This window comes from Paraglaciecola algarum, from assembly GCF_021532655.1.
Taxonomy (GTDB): domain Bacteria; phylum Pseudomonadota; class Gammaproteobacteria; order Enterobacterales; family Alteromonadaceae; genus Paraglaciecola; species Paraglaciecola algarum.
This window is the reverse complement of the sequence record NZ_JAKGAS010000016.1, coordinates 13,320-36,779: the sequence shown is the minus strand read 5'-3', so window position 1 is coordinate 36,779 and position 23,460 is coordinate 13,320. Positions and strand designations below refer to the sequence as shown.

The following is a 23,460-nucleotide window of genomic DNA, read 5'->3' as shown; positions in this document are numbered from 1 at the left end:
ATGATCATCTCAGCATCCACAGATTACCGCAAAGCAGCTAAAGCTAAACTCCCTCCTTTCTTGTTTCATTACATAGATGGCGGTTCTTATGGCGAACATACTCTTAAACGGAATACTCTAGATTTAGCCGAAGTGGCTCTGAGACAAAGAGTGTTGAACAATATGTCTGATTTAAACCTTGAAACCGAAATATTTGGTGAAAAATTAGACTTACCTATCGCCCTTGCTCCAGTAGGGCTCACTGGCATGTATGCTCGCAGAGGTGAAGTACAAGCAGCAAAAGCCGCCGACAAAAAAGGCTTACCTTTTATTATGTCCACGGTTTCGGTATGTCCAATTGAAGAGGTGGCTCCGGCAATTGAACGCCCAATGTGGTTTCAACTTTATGTTTTAAAAGATCGCGGATTTATGAAAAACGTTCTAGAGCGTGCAAAGGCCGCAGGTGTGACTACCCTAGTATTTACTGTAGATATGCCTGTCCCAGGCGCTCGATACCGAGACATGCATTCAGGCATGAGTGGCCCTAATGCCGCATTTCGCAGAGTAGTTCAATCTATGTGCCACCCTCAATGGGCATTTGATGTAGGCATTTTCGGCAAACCTCACGACTTAGGAAACATTTCAACTTATCGCGGAGAGCCTACCAAGTTAGAAGATTACATTGGCTGGTTAGGTGATAACTTCGACCCATCTATTAGCTGGAAAGATCTAGAATGGATCCGAGACTTTTGGGATGGCCCTATGGTCATAAAAGGTATTCTAGATGTACAAGATGCCAAAGATGCAGTCAGTTTTGGCGCCGACGGTATTGTGGTATCCAATCATGGTGGGCGTCAACTTGATGGCGTGATGTCTTCAGCTAAAGCCATGCCCGACATAGCCAATGCAGTAAAAGGCGATCTAAAAATATTTGCTGATTCAGGTATTAGAACCGGACTGGATGTAGTACGAATGCTAGCCCTAGGAGCAGATTGTACACTTTTAGGACGTTCTTATATTTATGCCTTAGCCACCCATGGCCAAGCAGGAGTTGAAAACCTATTGGATTTATACGAAAAAGAAATGCGCGTAGCCATGACCTTAACCGGCGCAAAAAGTATTAAAGAAATAAACCATGAGTCGCTGGTAAACCTATAACCGAAATTATTGGTTTTCTAAAACATGTGGTTGCTAAAACTAGCAACCACATGATTAATACCATAAATACTATAAGTTAAGTCACGCAAAAAACTCTTCATACTCGCAGTTCACTATTTAAATGTAGTTCTATTCTCGAAAAGCCCATCAAGTATTAGGGTATTTTCAATTGATTAGGCTCCCAAACATCAAATCCTTTGATTCTCAATTCAATGAATAGTTAATTCAGTCGTTTCTGCATATAATTAAGATACACGTAAGAGCAGGTAACTGAGTTTAACCTATTAACATATATTCTAAATGTATAAAATTAAAACGTGTTTTACTTTTATTAACTTTAATTGCTTCAAGTTATATTGGTAATGCAGTGGAAATAACAGATACCATTCACCTAACTAATGGTGAATGGCCTCCATTCTATTCAAAAAACTTACCTCACTACGGGCTAGATTCGCAAATTGTCGCAGAGAGTTTTGCTTTAGTAGGTGTCAAAGTTAAATACGAGTTTTTCCCATGGGCACGTGCCTATAAGTTTTCAGAAGACAACCGTTGGCATGGAACAGTTGGATGGCCATTAAACAAGCAACATAAAGATACCCATTTCTATAGTAATCAACCCATTAATACGGGTAACTGGGTTCTATTTCACCGCATTGATAAACCAATTTTTTGGGAGAATATAAACGATTTAAAAGGGTTAATTTTTGGCGTTACAATTGGCGACTGGGTTTTAGATGGAGAAAATGAATTAGTTAATAATCTAAAAGCCCAAGAATTAACCTATATAAGAGTAGTATCAGACGAATCCAATTTTAAAATGTTACTCAAAGGTCGTATAGATATATTCCCTCAACAAAGGGAAGTAGGCATAGCCCAAATGCGCAAGTTGTTTAATAGCAAACAGCGAGAACAACTTACCTTTCACCCTAAATCGTTCCAAAATATGCCTTTATACTTATTATTAAATAAGAAAAATAAAAACAACAAACGATACATGGACTTGTACAACAAAGGCTTTCAAAAACTGCAAGATTCAGGCAGATATCAAGAATTACTTACAAGTTTTGCCAAACAAAGTAACTAAATTCACAATAGTAAAAGTGTTACATAGTGAATAGTCAAGCTACTGCTAACAAGTAAATAATACTTTCGTAAATGAGGATGCAGCTGGCCCGTGTGCTCCTCGTATTACTTTTGCAAAAAATAAAACAGTGAGTAAATTGGCATATAATGGAACTTTTCTTACCTATCAGTAACTAAGCTTAATAACTTGATATTAAAAGGAAAAGCCAAATGAAAAATGGAACCATAAATCTGAGAAAAATAGCTAGCTTAATATTAATTCCCCTGCCTTTATTTTCTATTCCTATATTTGCACTTTCTTCCTGCACAACCATAGACACGAAAGACGAATACGCTAGAGCGGCCGGCTCTCAGCAAGCTTGTTTGCACCAAGCAGAAACCCAATATGAAATAACAATCTTCGATCAAAAAAACAAAGATAATAATGGCAAAATGAAAACTAAGACAACTTGCGCTCATGTTATTGCTCAGTCGGACATAGAAAAACAAAATATGAAAAAGTAATCATGACCGCCGACAGTAATAGATACAGGTGTTATCTATTACTCGATATAATTATGAGCCTATTAGATTACATCTAACACAATATCTAACTGGTATCTTGCAGAAACAAAGTATTCCAATTACTAGCGCCTTACATTTTATGGTTTTAATAAAAATTCCATTTATTAACCAGATGATTCTCCCCCAAATTCCTGCTAAACTTCGCCTCCATTTTTGCAGCTATATCGATCCCAATATTTTTTATGACAACACAAGCTCAAACTCCTCAATCCGAACCTGACAACAGCCAAATAAAAGTCATTGTAGGTATGTCTGGTGGTGTAGATTCATCTGTCTCTGCATTTTTGCTCAAAGAGCAAGGTTACCAAGTGGAAGGTTTGTTCATGAAGAACTGGGAGGAAGACGATAATGACGAATACTGCGCGGCGGCTGAAGACTTGAAAGACGCCCAAGCGGTGGCTGATAAACTTGGCATAGAATTACATACCATCAATTTTTCAGCAGAATATTGGGACAATGTATTTGAGTATTTTCTAGCAGAATACAAAGCTGGCCGCACGCCTAATCCCGACATCATGTGTAACAAAGAAATTAAGTTCAAAGCTTTCCTTGAGTTTGCCGCGGAAGAATTATCTGCTGATTACATCGCGACAGGCCATTATGTTCAGCGTTCAGATGCTTCTGGAAATTGGCAAATGTTGCGTGGCTTAGATGGCAACAAAGATCAAAGTTATTTTTTATATACACTAGGGGAGCAACATGTTGCCCAGACCTTATTCCCAATTGGACACTTAGAAAAACCCCGAGTGCGTGAAATCGCCCTTGAGCAAGACTTAGTCACCCACAATAAAAAAGACAGTACGGGTATATGTTTTATTGGCGAGCGCAAGTTCAAAGATTTTTTAGCCCAATATTTGCCCGCCCAACCTGGCGAAATTGAAACGGCAGAAGGCCAAGTCATAGGGCAACATGAAGGTTTGATGTATCACACTTTAGGTCAACGAAAAGGATTACTGATCGGTGGAATGAAGGAGTTTGGCGACGATCCTTGGTACGTGGTGGACAAAGACGTTGAACGAAATGTTTTGATTGTTGGTCAAGGGGCTAACCACCCTCGCCTTTATTCAGATGGTTTAATCGCCAATCAATTACACTGGGTTGATCGCACCGGACCTCAAAACGAAATAAAATGTGCAGTCAAAACCCGTTATCGTCAAGAAGACATTCCTTGTACAGTCACGCCACAAGAAGATGGTTCAGTTAAAGTGATGTTTGATCAACCACAAAAAGCCGTTACGCCAGGACAATCTGCTGTTTTTTACCAAAATGAAGTCTGCCTTGGTGGCGGGATCATAGAGAATTATATCCGTTAATGAATCAAGAAAATAACCAAACAAATAACCTGTCACACAAAGAAGACAGGTTTTATCAAAGCAATCTAGCCTTAGCCGGAGTATGCCAAGCAGCGGCTGTGGTTAAGCAAATTGCTAGATCAACCGATTATGATCACGGGGCTTTAGAAACGAGTATTCGCAGTATTACTATTACCCAACCTGAGAATACCGAACAAGTATTTGGTGATGTATCACAATTATACCTTGGCTTTAAAACCATACTCAGTCAGTTAGGTAACCAGTCAAATAAAGACGTTGAGATCACCCGTTATATTGCCAATTTGTTGTCTATTGAACGTAAACTTAGCCCTAATAAAAAAGCTATGGCTGCTTTAGGCGAAAGAATCAGCAACATCCAAAGACAACAACAACATTTAGAATTGTTAGACACCCAAATGTTACGTAATTTAGACAGTGTTTATGCTGATGTGATAAGCCCATTAGGCAGAAAAATTCAAGTAGGTGGAGACCCCGCACTACTAAAACGAGAAGATAATCAATACCGCGTACGAGCCGCATTATTGGCTGGCGTTCGCGCTGCGGTACTTTGGCGACAACTTGGCGGTCGCCGCCGACATATTTTGTTAAATAGACAACAAATATTAAATAGCGCACAACAAACCTTTAACCTCATTAGCACACCAAATTAGGAGTTATTTCATGAACTTATCTGCATTAACGGCGGTATCCCCCATAGATGGCCGTTACGGAAGTAAAACAGTTGAGTTACGACACATTTTTAGTGAATTTGGTTTATTAAAATACCGTGTAGTGGTTGAGGTTCGTTGGTTACAAAAATTAGCGGCGACTACTGAAATTCAAGAAGTGCCGGCTTTTAGTAGTGAAGCACAAGCTGTATTAAATGCCATTGTAGATAACTTCGATGAAGAAGATGCGGCGCGCATTAAAGAAATAGAACGTACTACTAATCACGATGTAAAAGCGGTTGAATACTTCTTAAAAGAAAAAGTAGCTGATAACGCTGAATTACACGCTGTGAATGAATTTATTCATTTTGCCTGTACGTCAGAAGACATCAATAACTTATCTCACGCGTTAATGTTAACCGAAGCCCGTGACTCAGTTATTTTACCTTACTGTAATAAGTTAGTGGCAGAATTAAAACGTTTAGCCATTGAATTAAAATCTGTGCCTATGATGGCTCGTACCCACGGTCAACCTGCTTCTCCTACCACTATGGGCAAAGAGATGGCTAACGTGATGATCCGTTTGCAACGTCAAACAGACCAAATCGCTCAGGTACAAATGTTGGGTAAAATCAATGGCGCAGTAGGTAACTACAATGCTCACTTATCAGCTTATCCTGAACTAGACTGGCATACTTTTGCCCAAGAATTTGTCACGAGTTTAGGCGTAACTTGGAATTCTTTTACTACTCAAATCGAACCACACGATTATATCGCAGAGTTGTTTGATGCCATTGCCCGTTTTAATACTATATTGCTTGATTTTGACCGTGACGTTTGGGGTTATATTGCTTTAGGCCACTTTAAGCAAAAAACCGTTGCTGGTGAAATTGGTTCATCTACCATGCCGCATAAAGTTAACCCAATCGATTTTGAAAACTCTGAAGGTAATCTAGGTTTAGCTAACGCTATGTTTGGCCATCTAGCCACAAAATTACCCGTATCTCGTTGGCAACGTGACCTAACGGATTCAACGGTTTTAAGAAATTTAGGTGTGGGTGTAGGTTATGCCATCATTGCTTATCAAGCATCGTTAAAAGGGATCAGTAAACTAGAGGTGAATCCACAAAGTTTACTAGATGAACTAGACAACAACTGGGAGTTGTTAGCAGAGCCTGTACAAACAGTAATGCGTCGTTATGGTATTGAAAAGCCTTACGAAAAGCTTAAAGAGTTAACCCGTGGTAAAAAGGTTAATCAGCAAATCATGGCTGAGTTTATCGATACCCTTGAGTTAACTGATGAAGTAAAAGCACAACTAAAATTGCTAACACCTGCTAATTATATTGGCCGTGCGATTGAATTCGTTGAGCAGTTAGAAGTAAACAGCTAGAAGACTAACTTAAAGCTATATCACAGCGTTACAATCTCAAATCCCAAAAATCGAAGTTTAGACTACACTTAGTTTTCACTTCGATTTTTAAATGGATTTAAAAATGTTTAAGGCCGTTCTCAAAACGTGGATTTGGTCAGGGATTGATCCCAAGTCTCTCACCAACATTAACCCTATCCGCCTGACTAATATCGCTGCTTTATTTGTGATATTCGTAGTGTTAATACAAGTACCTATAGCCGTTTATTTCTGGCAAGAATCAATCTATTTCGAATTAACTATTGCCTTTTCTAGCGCTTTATTTTTAAGTTTAGTACCCATACTCAACCAACATAAAGCCCATAAACTAGCTAGAAGTGTGCTTATCAGTACCTATGCTCTAAATATATTATTAACCTGTATGATGTGGAATATAAACCTGAATATTCAATACTTTTTGGTGTTAGCTGTTCTAATTTGCCCATTCTTTTTTGATGAAAATGAAATAGTAGAAATGTTAACCAGTATTATTATTCTATGTGCACTTTTTCTATCTATTGAAGCTTGGTTTTATATTCAACAACCTATTATGCGCCACACTTTACATCAGCAATTATTTAGGATTTCTTATACCTGTATTTTTACTTTGTTTTGCCTACTCAGTGGGTATCACCTATGGAAAAACGTCAATCGAAGTTGGCGTAAACTAGCCAATGAGCGTATTCGTTCTGAACAATTACTGCTTAATATTCTGCCAGCTAGTATCGCAATACGATTGAAACATCCCCATGCACTAATTGCCGATTACTTTGCAAAAGCCAGTATTTTGTTTGCTGATATTCACAATTTCACGCCCTTGTGTAAAACAAAAACGCCGCAACAATTGGTTAGAATACTGAATGAAATTTATTGCACCTTCGATGAGTTATCCAGCCATTATGGATTAGAAAAAATTAAAACCAGCGGTGATGGTTACATGGCGGCTTGTGGCTTACCTCAAGCTGATCCTAACCACGCCATTCACTGTTGTCATTGTGCCTTAGACATGCAGATAGCCTTTGAGAAAATCAACCAAAAACATCATTTAAATACAGGATTACGGATAGGTATTGGTTGTGGAGAAGTAATTGCTGGTATCATAGGTAAAAATAAATTTAGTTACGACCTGTGGGGTGAAGCAGTAAACTTAGCTTCGCGCATGGAAAGCCACGGCATATCTAACAAGATCCAAACGACTCACTCCACTTACGAGCTAACCAAACATAACTTTAACTACGAAAAACGTGGCGCGGTTAATATTAAGGGAGTTGGTACAGTGGATACCTATTGGTTACTAGGACAAAAGAATTAATTGAGAGTCCATAAATCTATTTAAGAGCCCATGCTAAATGTATAAATTACAAAATTTTAATAATGAACAGTTTTTAAAACATTACTGGCAACAAAAGCCACTAGTGATTAAACAAGGTTTTAAAAACTTTATTGATCCCGTCGATGAGCACCTGTTAGCAGGATTAACTGAAGAAGACGAAGTCGATTCTAGGATAGTGAGTTGTGATAACCAAAAGTGGCAGGTAACACACGGTCCATTTGATGACATCAATCAACACCTACTAGGTGCTTGGAGTTTATTAGTTCAATCGGTCGATCACTATTTACCTGAAGCTGATCAATTAATGCGAGCCTTTGATTTTATCCCTTACTGGCGTATGGACGATTTGATGGTAAGTTATTCGAACGCACAAGCCGGTGTTGGCCCCCATTTAGATCAATACGACGTATTTATTATCCAAGGAAAAGGGACTCGGCGTTGGCAGGTTGGGCTACCGGCCGACTTTCAAAAAACTCAACCACACTGCGACTTATCACAAATAACAGGCTTTGAGCCGGTAATTGATGAGGTACTATCTGCCGGCGATATTTTATATATTCCACCAAATCATCCCCACAATGGCGTTGCCCTAGAAGAGTGTTTGAATTATTCAGTAGGCTTTAGAGCTCCAACAACACAAGAGTTATTATCTTCTTTTGCCGATCATGCCATCGACAACAATATGTTAACTAACCGATATTCGGATAAAGAGATATCCACTCGTCAATACAGCGGTGAAATAAAACAACAAGAATTAGCTGCATTTAAGGCTATGCTGCAAGATGCGTTACAAAGTGATCAACTTGAACAATGGTTACCTAACTTTATGAGTCAAAGCAAAGTGTTAGCTCAGAGTCACCTTGTTCAAGATAGTGTTACCCCAGAGCAAATAACCGAAGAATTAAAACTAGGTAGCGTTTTTGTTAGAGCGCCGGGGATCAAGCCTGTCTTTATAGAGCAAAAGGCAGAACAAGACGTAGTACAATCAGACACCTTTAGATTTTATATTGAAGGCCAGCAATTTTCAGTTGTTAATTCTTCAGTCGCTAATAATGAAGCCAAATTGGTTAAAAACTTTCTTTGTAATCCCAAATTTAATGATTCAGTTGAAAATAATGCCTACAAACGTTTATTTTTTACACAATTATTGTCTACACTAGTTAATTCGGGGTTTTGGTATATTGATGAGTAATATTTTTGATAACAACACCTCGAATAACTTTCAATTATCTATCTTGATAGATTTAATAAAGGAGCAAGTAAATGGCGTTTTATTCCAAAAACGTCGACTGGGGAAACGAACAACACAAACTTAAAAGAATTAGAGAAAAAGTATTTGTATGCCAATGGCGCATTCCCGAAGAATGCGAATTTGACCAAGATGACAAGATAGCGTTTCATATTTTGATTGTTAACGAAAATAATCAAGATGTGGCTACAGGGAGAATTACTCCTAAAGGAGAGATTGGCCGGATTGCGGTTGAACCTCAATTTAGAGGACCAGAAGTTTATCAAGTACTCTTTAATGCATTGCTTAATATTGCTAAACAACATGGAATGGAAAACGTTTTAGTGCAATGCGAGTTGGAAGGTGTTAATTACTATAAAAAACAGGGATTCCGTCCAGTCGGTTCGGTATTTATGGAAGCTGGCATACCTAGGCAACAATTGGTATGCAGCTTAAATGATTTCTCACTCGCCAGAGTAGAACTCACCCACTAGAGACAAGATACAATATTAGTCTCTAGGGCAAAATTAGGGTTTGTTATTTCCAGAGAAAATATACTCTCAAGAATGACAAGAATTACCTAATTTAGCCCAAGTTTTCTCATCCAGTTTAACCTCAAGAGTTATAAACTCTCAGCTAATATCTGCAATGGATGTTTAGGCTTAATTTGCTCCATACGTGCAACTTGGCTTCTGCATGAATAACCTGTGGCTAATATCTGTTCTGGGGCTAATTGTTTTACAGCTTGCTCCCAACTTAACTGGTATAAACCTTTAGACTCTTCTAAATGACTGGCTTCATGACCGAAGGTACCGGCCATACCACAACACCCAACTGGAATAGATTTTAATACTAAACCTACTTTTTGGAATATGTTCTGCCATTCTTTTTCAGAAGTAGGCAAAGCTGTTTTTTCACTACAGTGACCAAACAAGGCATAAGTTGTGGTATCCCCACTGGTTTGTTTTACTTCAGGTAGAGTTAATCCTCTTAACCATTCATGTACCAATTGTACGTTAAAGTCTCCACGCTCTTTGCCTAATATTTTTGTGTATTCATCTCGATAACAAAGCACCATAGAAGGATCCACGCCTATCAAAGGCATGTTTAAATCTGCTAATTGATTGAGTAAATCTGCAGCATTTTTTGCGGTTTGTGCAAACTCTTTTAAAAACCCTTTAACATGTTGTGGTTTACCATTTGGCATAAATGGCAACAGTATGGGTTCATAACCTAACTTGGTCATTAGGGTTACCAAAGACTCCACAACATCAGCATCGTAATAACTGGTAAATGGATCTTGTACTATGCATACTTTTTTCGCCAACTCAGCAGGCTTTAACATTTTTAACTTATCTAAATTAAATTGAGAGCTTGGTGTGTTTACCAACCTTTTATCTAACGTTGGCTCAGACAAGATAGGTGTATCCACGTAACCCACGGTTTTACGAATAACTGTATTTAACCAATTTTGTTTTAAGAAAAAATTCACCACGCTTGGAACTTTTGCCATCAAAGGTGCCATTTTTTCAATGTTGCCCACTAAATGATCCTTAGCTGGACGCATGTACCTTTGATGATAAATACTTAAAAACCGCGATCTAAAACTAGGTACATCCACACTTACCGGACATTGACTAGAACACGCCTTACAAGCCAAACAGCCTTCCATCACTTCTAATACTTGATGAGAAAAGTCATCGGCTACATTTTTATCTGTGGTGTTTCTAAAACGTTCAAACCAAGTGGGTGGATCTTCGTTGTGCTCTAGCTCTTTTATATCAATATTTCGCTCAGACAATAACCTTAACCACTCACGCACAATACCAGCTCGGCCTTTAGGGCTATGACGTCTATCACCCGTCACTTTAAATGAAGGACACATAGGAGAAGTGGTGTCGTAATTAAAACATAAACCGTTACCATTACAACTCATGGCTGCTTCAAAAGACGTACGTATTTCAATTGGGATTTGTCTGTCAAACTCACCACGTTTTTTATCAGACACTTTGACCAACTCTTCACTTGAGTTTAGTGGTGTACAGACTTTGCCCGGATTCATCTTGTTAAGTGGATCAAACACAGATTTAATTTTACGCAATTCGGTGTATAACTCTTCACCAAAAAACTGAGGGGTATATTCACTGCGGTAACCTTTACCGTGCTCTCCCCACATTAAACCGCCATACTTTGCCACCAGCTCCACAACTTTGTCTGAAATAACAGGGATCATTTTTTCTTGTTCTGGATCGCACATATCCAAGGCTGGACGCACATGTAACACGCCTGCATCTACATGACCAAACATGCCATATTTCAAATCATAACTATCAAGTAATGCTCTAAACTCCATAATAAAGTCAGCTAAATTCTCAGGAGGAACGGCTGTATCTTCTACGAATGCTAAAGGTTTTTTCTCGCCTTTAGTTTTACCTAACAAACCCACAGACTTCTTACGCATAGCGTAAATTTTATTTATATCAGCTTTGTCGTAAGTGACTTGAAAACCAATCACTCCTTTGTCACTGGCTTTGTTTAAACTTTCTGAAAGTTTAGCTATTTTTTGCTCAATATCCGCTTGGTCATTACTATTGTATTCCACCATGTTCAGGCCCAATACAGTTTTACCTTCCACTTCAGTAATTAAATCTTTGACTAAATGCCAAATGATATCTTGTTTAGCCAAATTCAATACATTGCTATCAACCGTCTCAACTGATGTGGCGTTAGCTGCCACCATACTGGGAGCGTGTCTTAAGGCGGATTCAAAAGAATCATACTTAACGTTCACTAAGGCTTTAAAGGTAGCGATAGGGGTAATATTCAATTTGGCTTCTGCCACAAAGGCTAATGAACCTTCAGAACCAGTAATCACACGACTGATATCAAGTTTTGATAAATCGTCGTTTAGGGTATTTTCTAGATCATACCCAGTTAAAAAGCGATTTAATCGAGGGAATTTATCAAGTATCTGTTGGCGCTTTCCTAGGCAGGTATCTAATAACTGTTTGGTTACTTGCGCTTGGGCTGAAGTTCCATCAGCAATGTTTTTAGCTTCTTCAATATCCATTGGCTGAGTATTTAACACAGTGCCATCAGCTAAAACTGAGGTTAGACCTAAAACATGATCACTGGTTTTACCATAGACCAAAGAGCCTTGGCCGGAAGCATCAGTGCTGATCATGCCACCCACAGTAGCACGGTTACTGGTAGACAAATCTGGGGCAAAGAAAAATCCTAACGGCCTTAGCACATCATTTAATTGATCTTTTACCACGCCGGCCTGCACACGCGCCCACTTTTCTTCGACATTTACTTCCAACACTTTATTCATGTGGCGAGACACATCCACAATAATACCAGAGGTTAATGATTGGCCATTGGTCCCTGTACCGCCCCCACGAGCTGAAAACTTAACGTTTTCAAACTGATTCGCAATGCTACCTATAACAGAAATATCTTCGATACTTTTAGGCAAAACCACGGCTTGTGGAAGCTTCTGGTAAATTGAATTGTCAGTCGACACAGCCAATCGGCTGGCATAACTAAATTCAATATCACCAGAAAATGATGATTGTTTTAACGCAGCTAAAAATTCTTGGTAATCACTCTCGATAATTGAGCGGGGATCTAACGCTGGAAGCATAGTAATAAGTTCAGATTCAAAGGCAAAAATGATGGTGCAATTATACCAACAAATCCCCCCTATTCTCTATATCACTTTTTGATTAATACCGATTATAGTAACTAATGGTATTACAAGCATTACCTACTTAATAGCAAAAGGCTAGCCTTATAGCAGCTATGTCACATAACTAAAAATTGATTAAATAGCCCCCTCATTATTTAAAAGGAGGGGGAGGATACAAAAAAGAAAGGTAAGGTTTATCGGTTATTGAAAGGCATAGCTTCGAGTTAGGCTTAACTATAATCCTTGTGACATTTCCCGCTTAAGCTGATCTTTATTGATTCGATTATTGTCACTTTGCACTAAAGGTAACGAACGTTTAAACACAACTTTGCTGGGCAACATATAAGAGGCTAAGTGTTTCTTCAGCTCAAACAAGATTTCCTTTTTGGTAATTTCTTTATCAGCCGAGTAGACCATCACCACTTCTTCTTCAATCTGTTCATTATCCATACCAAATACCGCGCATTGCTTAATTTGCGGAATATTTTTAGCCACTACAGATTCAATCTCATAGGGTGAAACTCTAAAACCTCGCGTTTTGATCATATCGTCATGGCGAGATACAAAGTAGAAATAGCCTTCTTCGTCTTTATACACATAGTCACCAGTAGCAACGACAGTCTCATCGGTTAGATTTCCTTCTAAATCGACGGCATCACTTAGTATCTCAACCGATTTAAAGCGCATGGCGGTTTCTTCTGGTGCATTCCAATAACCACGATAGATATAGCCCCCACGATGAATTAACTCCCCTACTTCTCTAACCGCACACTCTTTACCGTTTTCATTAATCACATACAGTTCAACGTCTGGAATGGCCTTGCCAATAGAATCAGGGCGGATCTCAACCTGTGATGGATCTAAGTAGGTGGAACGGAACGCTTCCGTCAGCCCATGCATAGAATAGAATTTGGCCTGAGAAAACTGTTTCTTACAATCGCGGATCATACCCGCTGAAACATTGCCGCCAGAAGATGTAATGATCCTCAAGCTGTCAAATAATTCAGGACTAGGCAGGCGCTGGTTACCGCCTTCAAACATCTGAGAGATATTAAAAGGCATTAAAGGCAAAACAGTGACTTTGTCGTTGATTAAGTGGTTAAAGAAATCATCTGGCAGAATAAAACTATGTAAAGCTAAAGTAGCGCGCTTATATAAACTACAGAATATCTGATTTAGACCATAGTCCAGATTGAAGATCAACAAGCCAGAGATAACATCATCTTGCTGTAAATCCAGATACTGAGATACTACTCGCGCCGAATCTATCAAGTTACGATGGGAGATCACTATGCCTTTAGGCGTGCCCGTTAGACCAAAGGAATAGGTAATCAGTGCATTGTCATGGCCATTAATGTCACTGTTATAAGGCTTGTTATAGTACTTGTAAATTTCTTCAAAAGAAGCGATTTCACTTCGAGTAGTCTCATAGCACACTACTTTTCCAGCAAAGTTACTTTGTTCAATAGCGCCCAAGTGCTTCTGATCAGTTAAAACACACTTGATGTCACAATCATTGATAATGTACTCAACTTGCTCGGTTTTTAAAAACTGGGTCATAGGCACCAAAATATGCTTGGTCGACATAACAGCTAATATCGCCACAACCTGATCAATGCACTTTTTCGAGTAGATGCCAATACGGCTGCCCTTAGGTAAACCTAGCTCATCGAGATAGAATGCTACCTGATTAACCCGGGTAAACAGTTGCGCGTATGTCAGCTGCTGGTCATTTAATACAACGGCAGGCTTTTCCGGTTGGGATTTCGCTGCTGCTTCAAGCACCGCTCTCATACAATTTATTGACATGCTTCTAACTCCTTCGCGCCCAATGTCCAAATATCGTAATTGTTATCTATGATTGATCGAGGTTTATGTTCTGAGGTCAAAACCTTTTTATAGAAGAAAGCCACAATATCTTCCACTTCTTCTTGGTTTAAGACCTTAGTTATACCACCAGTAAAAACAATCGAATTGATGGCCAACAGCTTTAAGTTTATATACGCCTTGCGATAGTGAGAGGTTTTGCACAATACCAAAAAGATAGCCAACTGCATCAGTATTTTAGTTGCCCGCTTGCTGTGCTCCTCAAGGATATTCTCTGTCACTTTTAAGTGCATTAACAGTTCATATACGAATTCGTTATCTTTGGCCGAAAAAATCAAAGACTCACGGGATTTATACACCCCTAACTTTTTGAAAACCAAACGATCATATTCGTTTTCTGTGACGATATTTTCGTCCACCAAGTCCTTAGAGTAATGAATATCTGTGGTGGCTCCACCTATATCCAGTAAGATAAAGGGGTCGACTACAGCAAAGCGCGCATCGATATGAGGCAAAGCTTTGTTAACGATATAGGGAGTCGAGAAGATCTGATTATTAGTGATATCGTACAGATGCTTAATATCTTCTTTGCCTTCGATGTCCTGTTGGTACAAGTTGGTCAGGTATTCTTTCAGGTGCTCTTCCACAATGTGTAGACGGTTGTCGATAATATTAGGCAAGACTACCACTTCATCAATTTTAGACTTAATAACAGGAGCGTCTTTTTCACTGCCAACAAATACAATATTTGAGTAGGTAAGCTGCTCAAGGTAACAATAAAGGCTGTCGGAAAATAGTTCACTGTGACTGTCGATGCCGCCCACAATGATAACCACATCCACTGGTTCACTTGGTACAGAGTAATCTTCTATATTCTGATAAAGAATGGTATCAATAATATTAATACCAGAATTGAAAGCAATATTGGTTGCATACTTTAGGGAAAATGACTGAGTGACACCTATAATCAAGGTAGTCAGACCGCCATTTGCCGAAGAGCAAATGTGAACATCGTCTTTTTCAAAACGCTTTAGAGTATCACCACATTTATTCACTAGGTCATCCAGAATATCCTGATTAAAATCACGAAAATGCTGTTCCACATGACCTGAGGTACTAACCTTCATGTAGGTGCTCCCCACATCTATCAACAATTTCTCTACGGACTTACTCATTGCATAATTCCTATATCGTGAATAATATCGTTAACGATACTGGTAGTGTCTTTGGATAGATCGCACTGAGACTTATGATACTCATAGCAGCGATCGGGCATAGGTACATTGCCTCGCTTAATGATACGAATGTTCTTTTGTGCATCACGCAGCGTTATCATTTCATTGTGGTTGATAATATGTGGTGAGAAAGGTACGTCGATAATGCCACTTTTGATACAGTTAAATACCTTACGCCAAAGGGTATCAGCAGGATCATTAAACACAGCTTCCATAATCGCTTTGACTTCAAGGGTGAGGATTTCCTCTTCTTCTTCATCAACCACGCTTGGCAACCCATTGAGAATACGCAAGGTATATTGAGTATTGGCCACAGTTTTAGCATTGGCTTCTTTGGTAGGAATACCCACGGCTTCTTCACAGGTTTTAGTGATGATTTTGTCAGCGCCAACCATAGAAGCGATCACAGTAGACATATTGATCAGTTGGTCTGCGTAGTCGCGATTCATCGGGAAAGCGCCCATCCATTGATGATAAACCAAATGAATGTCTGCATCGCCACAACCGATTTCTTCGGCATAGAATCGAGCCAATTTTTTCAGGACAGCACCAGTCACAATGTCCTGCATCATCGAGCCCTGTTGAGCAAACGATACCGAAAATGATTTAACCCCTTCTTCTAGTGATAGCAGCATTTCAAGCAGTTGGATCACAATAGTGATTGACGGAGGTACCATAGTTGCTGTCAACGGACCAAAAGATTCTCGATTGATCGGCTCATTCAATTGTGAGTAATTAGCGCAAACTCGTTCAACATACTTCCAGTAAAGAAATGCCTTATCGAGTGGGAAATTTTTAGAATAAGGCAGTAAATACGTTATTGGACCGCCTTCAATTTCAAATATACCTGAGGCAATAGCCGTCTCAATTAACAGACGAGCATCCGGCGTACCATGACGCAAGCTCACCGGCTTGTCAAAATGGGTAATCATTTTGCGGGTTGTACGATAACCGTGAGTCACCAGTGGGTAGCCATTAAGCATGTCTATGTTGTTTTCTTCACTAAGACGAAGCATTTTCTGAGCAGTTGCGTAATCGTTCAAGCGAGTATTAGAATCAACAGTCAGCGGTAATACATCCACATTTGCCTTAAGAAAAAACTCATAAAGGGCATATTGTTTTTCATAGGTAGGGAAACCGCCTCGCGGTTGCACCATCATTTTTTTGTTCTTATTTTTTTTAAAATGGTGAGAAATGAACAGCTCTTTACTCGCGTTTTTTACAAAGTCTGTCACCTCAGCAAAGTCAAAAGCATCAACAAACTCATTACTGAGTATGATTTTTCGCTCTTCCTGCAATAAACTCATTAGGCATTACTCTCTTGTGTTCTTTTTTCAAGATGGGTTTCCAGCATGTCTAGGCCGGTGTTGAGGTCAATTTGATGGCATACCAAATCAAACCCATAACTTTTATATTTACGCTGGATTTCGTCAGGATCACCGCGGCCAACAACAAGGTTGCCACCAATCATCATGACCACATCGTCCAGCTTTTTGTATTGGGTCAATAAAGGTTTTACTTCCCTGCCCCACCCTTCTGCTTCGCCGTTAAGGGATGAAATCAACAAGACATCTGCGCCAGTTTCCACTACGGCATCAAAAAACTCTTCCAAATAGGTGTTTACTCCGAGATTAAACACTTCATAACCCCTAGCTCGTAAGGAAAGATCAATCAAGCGGTTGGCGACCACATGAATATCATTGCCAACGACCCCTGTAACTACCTTCATCAATATTGCACCTGTGAAAATTAAAGGCCGCAATGTTATCAAATATTTATGCAAAACTACTAAATTTCTATGCAAAATCAGCAAATTTCTATGCAAATAATTGGTCTTCAGTGATAGAATTTTCAACCTTTTTTCGAGCAGGACAATAGCGATGGACTTTTTTACAGCAGATATCTGTGATGAATACCCCGATAAAACAAAAGTATTAGGGCCCGGTTACCAAAATTTTGGTGGAATAAATAAATGCCAAGGGGTGGTGACTACCATCAAGCTGGATAAAAACAACGCCGATCTTGTAGCGCTGCTTCGCGACGAAGATGGCACTGGCAAGATAGTGGTAGTCGATGTCGCTCAGGATTACTTTGCGGTTGTGGGTGAGAATCTGATGAAGTTTGCCCATAAAAACAATTTCGCAGGCATAATCATAAATGGTTATGTGAGAGACACCGAACAAATTCAGGATATCCCAGTTGCGCTGATTGCATTAGGTACCTGCTCTCGCAAGTCAATCCCCGTCACTAAAAGCCAGCGTGCAATTTCTGTATCCTTTGGTGATGTAACCTTTAATGAAGGTGATTATGTGTATACCGATAATGATGGGGTGATAGTAACTGCTGAGAAAATCGTTTAAACCTCGATTTTTTAAAATCCTCTGTATCCATAAAAAGCATAATTATAAAAAATCCCACCTTGCTTAAAGCTAAGTGGGATTTTTTGTTTTCGCTGTAGTAATTTGCTCTAACTATAAAACCTTGGCGATAGACTCACTCAAGTAGTCGATATTGTCAGGGGAAATGCCTGCCAGATTGATCCGGCTAGAGCCCACTATGTAAATACTAAATTCGTCCTGCAGACGTTGAACCTGCTCACCATTAATGCCCAGAAAAGAAAACATACCATTCTGGCGTGTGATAAAGCTAAAGTCCTGCTTCACACCTTTATCAGCTAGACTACTCACCAATACTTGGCGCATCTGGCTGATACGCTCTCGCATCACTTCAAGCTCACCGTGCCATTGGCTAGTCAACTCTTCAGAGCCTAGGATAGTTTCCACAACCGCTGCACCGTGGGCAGGAGGCATAGAATAATTAACTCTTACCACACGTTGGATGGCGGCATAGATGATATCAGCTACTGTGCTGTTTTTAGCTATTAATGAACAAGCGCCAATCCGATCCCGATACAAGCCAAAATTCTTCGAACAAGAGCTACAAACAACCAGTTGATCTACTTTGTCAGCTAACAAACGCAAGCCATAGGCATCTTCATCCAACCCAGCGCCAAAGCCTTGATAAGCGATATCGACAACCGGTAAAAAGCCAATCTCATTAGCCAGCTCAGCAAACTGTTGCCACTGTTCTTTATTTAAATCCATGCCACTAGGGTTGTGACAGCAAGCGTGTACCAAAACAGCATCATCTTTAGAAACCTGTTTCAGTGCGTTCATCATGCCTTCAAAATCCAAACACTTATTATCATAATCATAATAAGGGTACGTTTTAACGTTCAGGCCAGCTGCTGTAAACACGCCTTGGTGGTTAGCCCAAGTAGGATTACTCACCCAAATCGTCGCCCCTGATTTGCTACTATTAATGAACTCGCCGGCAATACGCAAAGCGCCGGTACCACCTGGGGTAGAAATAGTCCGAACCCTATTATCTTGGATTGCCTGATGGTCACCCAACAAAAGACTAGCAATACGCTCATTGAACAACCCAGAACCCGCCGACCCTAAGTAAATTTTAGTCTGTTCAAACTCAGTACGAAATGCTTCTGCAGCCTTTACACAAGCCAAAACAGGCGTTGCTCCGGTTTCGTCTTTATATATACCTGGTCCCAGATCAATTTTCAGTGGATTATTATCGGCTTTGAATTTAATAGACAAACCTAAAATCGGGTCTGCAGGTGGTGGCTGAATCGTTGCGAACATAAGGTTGAGTACCTCTCTTAATGAATATAAAAATGGATATGAATAAAGTTAGGCCGCGTGTAAAATATCTAAGGCAGTAACGTACTAGGGTACACAGTGGCATAAAGACGTGCATTATACCTAACGATGAAAACTTAGCCATCCTTAGGGTTATAGAATTCCAATTTTATTGACCATTAAAAATGCAACGTTAAGTCACTCTTAAAGGTGGGTTGCCTACCCGTATAAATTCAATAGGAAATGCTTTACTCGGCCACTAAACTTATTACTGCTCAGCCATCATCTTTTTGCACCTAATAGTTATATTCAACTTTTCCTCGTCCGACTTACTCACCCAGTCAGTAATTTCTGCGGCGCTTCTAAAGCACCCCTTGCAAATATCATCGTTGTCGAGTACACAATTGCTAACACAAGGGCTAATTATATTTACGTTATTTCCTATGTACATATTTGTTGGATTATACTCAATTTAAAAAAGACACATTATGCCCACATAATGGGCTAAAGAATAGTTGGCTAAAAAATAGTTTGTAACAACTGGAACGTTTCCAATAACTGTAAAAATGCTAGAATTTAGTTAATAACAAAATTGAGAATTTACTATGAAGAAAAAAATTAGAATTACCCTAGGCTGCATTTGTGCAGGATTTGGTGTGGTATTTTTTATTCTACCAGGTTCAATTTTTGTGTTAATTCTAGGTTTAGTGATGTTAAGTTATGATTTTCCAAAAGCTCGACACCTTCTAAAAGTTTGCCAAAAATCTATGTCTAGTTCAGCTAGAAAATTAGATAGTTTTTTATTGAAACGAAAATTAAGACAATAACGTTTAATTTTATCCAATCGAACTTAACAAAAAGCCACTTTAAAAATCTTAAAGCGGCTTTTTTAATTTATGCTTCAAACTGTAATTACTTAGCGTGTTTTTCGCCTAAATAAAGCCAAGTTTCAACAACTGTATCTGGATTCAAAGACACACTGTCGATACCCTGCTCTACTAACCATTGAGCTAAATCCTCGTGATCAGATGGACCTTGACCACAAATACCTACATATTTACCGCGCTTTTTCGCTGCTTTTATTGCCATAGAAAGTAGTACTTTAACCGCCGCATCTCTTTCATCAAACAAATGAGCAATCAATCCTGAGTCCCTATCTAGACCCAATGTCAGCTGAGTTAAATCATTAGAGCCTATTGAAAAACCGTCAAACATGTCTAGGAATTGATCTGCCAATAGCGCATTTGATGGTAATTCACACATCATGATCACTCTAAGACCATTTTCGCCTTGAACAAGGCCTTCCTCAGCCAATAAATCTAATACCTTACGACCTTCTTCTAATGTACGAATAAACGGGATCATGATCTCAACGTTAGTTAAGCCCATTCTATTTCTAACCCGTTTAATCGCTTCACACTCGAGTGCAAAACATGCTCTAAAATCTTCAGAGATGTATCGACTCGCCCCACGGAAACCCAACATTGGATTCTCTTCATCAGGCTCATACTGATACCCACCGACCAAATTAAAGTACTCATTCGACTTAAAGTCAGACATACGCACAATCACTTTTTGTGGTGAAAATGCTGCGCCAATAGTTGAAATACCTTCTACTAATTTTTCGATGTAAAACTCAACTGGTGAAGCATAACCGGCGATCATATCCGAAATTTCAGCTTTTAACTCCTCAGGCTGATTATCAAAGTCTAGTAATGCCTTGGGGTGCACACCTATCATTCGATTGATAATAAATTCTAGTCTAGCTAAACCAACACCTGCATTTGGTAATCGAGCAAAGTCAAATGCACGATCTGGATTACCCACATTCATCATGACTTTTAGAGGCAATTCCGGCATAGATTCAATATTCGACGTTACTACGTCAAAATCTAATACATCACCATAAATAAAACCGGTATCACCTTCGGCACATGAAACCGTCACTTTGTCACCGTTGGCAATAACGTCAGTTGCGTCACCACAACCAACAATGGCAGGGATACCTAGTTCTCTCGCAATAATCGCCGCGTGACAAGTCCTGCCACCACGGTTAGTCACTATCGCTGAAGCCCTTTTCATAATTGGCTCCCAATCTGGATCTGTCATATCTGTAACCAGAACATCACCAGCTTGAATTTTATTCATTTCTTCAACACCGCTAAGTACTTTAGCCACACCAGAACCAATTTTGTGACCAATAGCGCGACCTTCACACACTACTTTCGCATTGCCTTTTAATCTGAATCGCTCGATTACTTGAATGTTTTCACGACTACGTACAGTTTCTGGACGAGCTTGCACTATGTAGAGTTTTCCATCAGTGCCATCTTTAGCCCATTCAATATCCATAGGCCGTTGATAGTGTTTTTCAATAATCACAGCTTGTTTAGCAAGCTCCATGACCTCTTCATCACTTAATGAAAACTGGCAACTATCTGTAGCTTCAATATCAACAATTTCAACTTGTTTACCATGTCCAAGATCATCGGAATAAATCATTTTAGTTAACTTACTGCCTAAGTTTCTGCGCACTACCGCTGGTAAACCTTTAGCTAAGGTGGGTTTATGCACGTAAAACTCATCTGGATTAACCGCTCCTTGCACCACCATTTCACCTAAACCATAAGACGATGTAATAAATACAACATCCTCAAATCCAGATTCTGTGTCGATTGAAAACATAACACCTGACGAGGCACAATCACTTCGAACCATGCGTTGTATGCCCGCAGAAAGCGCTACACCTTTATGGTCATAACCTTGATGCACTCGATAAGAAATAGCCCGGTCATTAAACAGTGACGCGTAAACATGTTTAATGGCTAACATCACTGCATCAAAACCTTTAACGTTTAAAAAGGTTTCTTGCTGCCCAGCAAACGATGCATCAGGCATATCTTCTGCTGTTGCAGATGAACGAACCGCAAACGAAGCATTGCCACCAGCTTCAGTTTCTAACTTTTCAAACGCGCTTTTAATGTCTTTTTCAAGTTCTGGTAAAAATGGCGTATCGATAATCCAATTACGGATGGTTTCTCCGGCATTGGTTAACTCAGCAATATCGTCAACGTCTAACTTGTCTAACAGTTCATGAATTCGACCTTCTAATCCACTTTGCTGCAAAAACACGTTAAACGCATAGGCTGTGGTAGCAAAACCACCAGGCACTTGTACACCTGCATTAGCCAAATTTGAGATCATTTCTCCCAATGATGCGTTTTTACCACCAACCGTACCGACATCACCCATGCCTAGTTGTTGGTACCATAAAACGTGTTGTTGCATTTTTAATTCTCCAAACTGAATTTTAACGTGTATGTATCAAAAAAATTTTAATTATGTAAAGTACATAAGTGTTGAAATGTGACTAAGATTCTCTTCTTAAATTCAACAGAAAAGGATTGTAAGATCAGTCTTTTATGAAAGTAAAATTTAATTCACTTTCGTAATTTAATTACAACAATGTAAGGAAAATGTTAATGAGAACTGCCTATTATATTTCTGACGGAACGGCTATTACGGCTGAGATTTTCGGCCACGCACTCCTTACTCTATTTGAGGTTAAGTTTAATCACGTAACCATTCCTTTTGTGGAAACCGTCGAACAAGCCGAACAAGTAAATAAAAAAATATCTGAAAGTTTTCAAGACAAGGATCATAGACCCTTAGTCTTTTATACCATCGTTAATCCAGAGGTCCGAAAAGTCATTTCTCAATCTGTAGGTATCAACTACAATTTCCTCGATCAATTTGTTGCCCCCTTAGAAAAAGTTTTAGGCATTCCGGCCAAACCAGAAAAACATCGCACCCACAGTATTCATGAAAAAACCTATGACATTAGAATTGATGCAGTCAATTATGCTTTGGCCAATGATGATGGTTCTAATTTAAAGGATTATCATGAGGCAGATATTATTTTGGTGGGCGTGTCTCGTTCAGGCAAAACTCCTACGAGTTTATATCTAGCTTTGCAATATGGCATCAAGGCGGCCAATTATCCGTTCACTGAAGACGACATGGGCGATATTCTGCGATTGCCAGCAGTACTAAAACAATTTAAAAACAAACTATTTGGCCTAACAATTCAGGCAGAAAGGTTACACCAAATCCGCTCTGAACGACGAGCTAACAGTCATTATGCCTCGTTACGCCAATGTAGAATGGAATTACGGGTAGTTGAAAATTTATATCGTAAAGAAAGAATTCCGTTTTTGAATAGCACACATTTTTCTATCGAAGAAATTTCAGCCAAAATTTTAGCTGAAACAGGGCTAGAGCGTAAAAATTATTAGAGGTTAGAAGTGCCAAATT

The 23,460-nt window shown here is 39.3% G+C and carries 20 protein-coding genes; 12 read left to right on the top strand and 8 right to left on the bottom strand.

Annotation, left to right across the window (positions count from 1 at the left end):
* The 9 genes from lldD (at position 1) to L0668_RS19200 (ending at position 9,231) form a co-directional block, all read left to right on the top strand.
* The gene (lldD, locus tag L0668_RS19240; RefSeq protein ID WP_235314352.1) at positions 1–1,137 is read left to right on the top strand and encodes an FMN-dependent L-lactate dehydrogenase LldD; all 1,137 of its coding nucleotides are present in this window, start codon (positions 1–3) and stop codon (positions 1,135–1,137) included.
* A 367-nt stretch (positions 1,138–1,504) separates the two neighbouring features.
* The gene (locus L0668_RS19235) at positions 1,505–2,221 is read left to right on the top strand and encodes a substrate-binding periplasmic protein (RefSeq protein WP_235314351.1); all 717 of its coding nucleotides are present in this window, start codon (positions 1,505–1,507) and stop codon (positions 2,219–2,221) included.
* 209 nt (positions 2,222–2,430) lie between these two features.
* Positions 2,431–2,724 (top strand): hypothetical protein, encoded by a 294-nt coding sequence (locus tag L0668_RS19230; RefSeq protein ID WP_235314350.1) that lies wholly within the window; start codon positions 2,431–2,433, stop codon positions 2,722–2,724.
* A 242-nt stretch (positions 2,725–2,966) separates the two neighbouring features.
* Positions 2,967–4,097, top strand: a complete 1,131-nt coding sequence (mnmA, locus tag L0668_RS19225) for a tRNA 2-thiouridine(34) synthase MnmA (protein WP_235314349.1) — start codon at positions 2,967–2,969, stop codon at positions 4,095–4,097.
* On the top strand, positions 4,097–4,768 hold the full coding sequence (gene hflD / locus L0668_RS19220; protein WP_235314348.1) for a high frequency lysogenization protein HflD: 672 nt from the start codon (positions 4,097–4,099) through the stop codon (positions 4,766–4,768). The genes mnmA and hflD overlap by 1 nt, the downstream gene beginning before the upstream one ends.
* 10 nt (positions 4,769–4,778) lie before the next feature.
* On the top strand, positions 4,779–6,158 hold the full coding sequence (gene purB, locus L0668_RS19215) for an adenylosuccinate lyase (protein ID WP_235314347.1): 1,380 nt from the start codon (positions 4,779–4,781) through the stop codon (positions 6,156–6,158).
* A 103-nt stretch (positions 6,159–6,261) separates the two neighbouring features.
* The gene (locus tag L0668_RS19210) at positions 6,262–7,488 is read left to right on the top strand and encodes an adenylate/guanylate cyclase domain-containing protein (protein WP_235314346.1); all 1,227 of its coding nucleotides are present in this window, start codon (positions 6,262–6,264) and stop codon (positions 7,486–7,488) included.
* A 37-nt stretch (positions 7,489–7,525) separates the two neighbouring features.
* Positions 7,526–8,701, top strand: a complete 1,176-nt coding sequence (locus L0668_RS19205; RefSeq protein WP_235314345.1) for a cupin domain-containing protein — start codon at positions 7,526–7,528, stop codon at positions 8,699–8,701.
* A 71-nt stretch (positions 8,702–8,772) separates the two neighbouring features.
* Complete coding sequence (locus tag L0668_RS19200; protein ID WP_235314344.1) at positions 8,773–9,231, top strand: GNAT family N-acetyltransferase; 459 nt, start codon at positions 8,773–8,775, stop codon at positions 9,229–9,231.
* Between the two features lie 128 nt (positions 9,232–9,359).
* Here the strand turns inward: L0668_RS19200 and ydiJ are convergent, their stop codons facing one another.
* From ydiJ to glmS, 5 genes are all read right to left on the bottom strand, one after another.
* Positions 9,360–12,383, bottom strand: a complete 3,024-nt coding sequence (gene ydiJ / locus L0668_RS19195) for a D-2-hydroxyglutarate dehydrogenase YdiJ (protein ID WP_235314343.1) — start codon at positions 12,381–12,383, stop codon at positions 9,360–9,362.
* A gap of 279 nt (positions 12,384–12,662) precedes the next feature.
* Positions 12,663–14,237 (bottom strand): AMP-binding protein, encoded by a 1,575-nt coding sequence (locus L0668_RS19190; RefSeq protein ID WP_235314342.1) that lies wholly within the window; start codon positions 14,235–14,237, stop codon positions 12,663–12,665.
* Positions 14,228–15,430 (bottom strand): glutamate mutase L, encoded by a 1,203-nt coding sequence (locus L0668_RS19185; protein WP_235314341.1) that lies wholly within the window; start codon positions 15,428–15,430, stop codon positions 14,228–14,230. Before L0668_RS19185 ends, L0668_RS19190 begins: the two co-directional genes overlap by 10 nt.
* Positions 15,427–16,797: a hypothetical protein gene (locus L0668_RS19180; RefSeq protein WP_235314340.1), complete on the bottom strand. Its 1,371-nt coding sequence runs from the start codon at positions 16,795–16,797 to the stop codon at positions 15,427–15,429. Before L0668_RS19180 ends, L0668_RS19185 begins: the two co-directional genes overlap by 4 nt.
* Complete coding sequence (gene glmS / locus L0668_RS19175; RefSeq protein WP_235314339.1) at positions 16,797–17,219, bottom strand: methylaspartate mutase subunit S; 423 nt, start codon at positions 17,217–17,219, stop codon at positions 16,797–16,799. Before glmS ends, L0668_RS19180 begins: the two co-directional genes overlap by 1 nt.
* A gap of 151 nt (positions 17,220–17,370) precedes the next feature.
* Between glmS and rraA the strand changes: the two genes are divergently transcribed.
* Complete coding sequence (gene rraA / locus L0668_RS19170; RefSeq protein WP_235314338.1) at positions 17,371–17,850, top strand: ribonuclease E activity regulator RraA; 480 nt, start codon at positions 17,371–17,373, stop codon at positions 17,848–17,850.
* A gap of 111 nt (positions 17,851–17,961) precedes the next feature.
* Here the strand turns inward: rraA and L0668_RS19165 are convergent, their stop codons facing one another.
* Positions 17,962–19,149 carry an amino acid aminotransferase gene (locus L0668_RS19165; RefSeq protein WP_235314337.1) on the bottom strand — a complete coding sequence of 396 codons (1,188 nt, stop codon included), beginning with the start codon at positions 19,147–19,149 and terminating at the stop codon, positions 17,962–17,964.
* A gap of 265 nt (positions 19,150–19,414) precedes the next feature.
* Complete coding sequence (locus tag L0668_RS19160) at positions 19,415–19,597, bottom strand: DUF1289 domain-containing protein (RefSeq protein ID WP_235314336.1); 183 nt, start codon at positions 19,595–19,597, stop codon at positions 19,415–19,417.
* Positions 19,598–19,751: 154 nt separating this feature from the next.
* On the opposite strand from L0668_RS19160, the gene L0668_RS19155 reads away from it, so the two are divergent.
* The gene (locus L0668_RS19155) at positions 19,752–19,973 is read left to right on the top strand and encodes a PGPGW domain-containing protein (RefSeq protein ID WP_235314335.1); all 222 of its coding nucleotides are present in this window, start codon (positions 19,752–19,754) and stop codon (positions 19,971–19,973) included.
* 85 nt (positions 19,974–20,058) lie between these two features.
* On the opposite strand, the gene ppsA is transcribed toward L0668_RS19155, so the two are convergent.
* The gene (ppsA, locus tag L0668_RS19150; RefSeq protein WP_235314334.1) at positions 20,059–22,434 is read right to left on the bottom strand and encodes a phosphoenolpyruvate synthase; all 2,376 of its coding nucleotides are present in this window, start codon (positions 22,432–22,434) and stop codon (positions 20,059–20,061) included.
* Between the two features lie 194 nt (positions 22,435–22,628).
* Between ppsA and ppsR the strand changes: the two genes are divergently transcribed.
* Complete coding sequence (gene ppsR / locus L0668_RS19145) at positions 22,629–23,441, top strand: posphoenolpyruvate synthetase regulatory kinase/phosphorylase PpsR (RefSeq protein WP_235314333.1); 813 nt, start codon at positions 22,629–22,631, stop codon at positions 23,439–23,441.
* Positions 23,442–23,460 lie beyond the last annotated feature (19 nt).

Coding starts and splice junctions, on each gene's coding strand:
- L0668_RS19190 (WP_235314342.1), bottom strand. CDS start 14,237: ATGTCAATAAATTGTATGAGAGCGGTGCTTGAAGCAGCAGCGAAATCC.
- L0668_RS19205 (WP_235314345.1), top strand. CDS start 7,526: ATGTATAAATTACAAAATTTTAATAATGAACAGTTTTTAAAACATTAC.
- rraA (WP_235314338.1), top strand. CDS start 17,371: ATGGACTTTTTTACAGCAGATATCTGTGATGAATACCCCGATAAAACA.
- hflD (WP_235314348.1), top strand. CDS start 4,097: ATGAATCAAGAAAATAACCAAACAAATAACCTGTCACACAAAGAAGAC.
- L0668_RS19180 (WP_235314340.1), bottom strand. CDS start 16,797: ATGAGTTTATTGCAGGAAGAGCGAAAAATCATACTCAGTAATGAGTTT.
- glmS (WP_235314339.1), bottom strand. CDS start 17,219: ATGAAGGTAGTTACAGGGGTCGTTGGCAATGATATTCATGTGGTCGCC.
- L0668_RS19185 (WP_235314341.1), bottom strand. CDS start 15,430: ATGAGTAAGTCCGTAGAGAAATTGTTGATAGATGTGGGGAGCACCTAC.
- L0668_RS19155 (WP_235314335.1), top strand. CDS start 19,752: ATGAAGAAAAAAATTAGAATTACCCTAGGCTGCATTTGTGCAGGATTT.
- ppsA (WP_235314334.1), bottom strand. CDS start 22,434: ATGCAACAACACGTTTTATGGTACCAACAACTAGGCATGGGTGATGTC.
- mnmA (WP_235314349.1), top strand. CDS start 2,967: ATGACAACACAAGCTCAAACTCCTCAATCCGAACCTGACAACAGCCAA.
- L0668_RS19165 (WP_235314337.1), bottom strand. CDS start 19,149: ATGTTCGCAACGATTCAGCCACCACCTGCAGACCCGATTTTAGGTTTG.
- L0668_RS19230 (WP_235314350.1), top strand. CDS start 2,431: ATGAAAAATGGAACCATAAATCTGAGAAAAATAGCTAGCTTAATATTA.
- purB (WP_235314347.1), top strand. CDS start 4,779: ATGAACTTATCTGCATTAACGGCGGTATCCCCCATAGATGGCCGTTAC.
- L0668_RS19160 (WP_235314336.1), bottom strand. CDS start 19,597: ATGTACATAGGAAATAACGTAAATATAATTAGCCCTTGTGTTAGCAAT.
- L0668_RS19210 (WP_235314346.1), top strand. CDS start 6,262: ATGTTTAAGGCCGTTCTCAAAACGTGGATTTGGTCAGGGATTGATCCC.
- lldD (WP_235314352.1), top strand. CDS start 1: ATGATCATCTCAGCATCCACAGATTACCGCAAAGCAGCTAAAGCTAAA.
- ydiJ (WP_235314343.1), bottom strand. CDS start 12,383: ATGCTTCCAGCGTTAGATCCCCGCTCAATTATCGAGAGTGATTACCAA.
- ppsR (WP_235314333.1), top strand. CDS start 22,629: ATGAGAACTGCCTATTATATTTCTGACGGAACGGCTATTACGGCTGAG.
- L0668_RS19200 (WP_235314344.1), top strand. CDS start 8,773: ATGGCGTTTTATTCCAAAAACGTCGACTGGGGAAACGAACAACACAAA.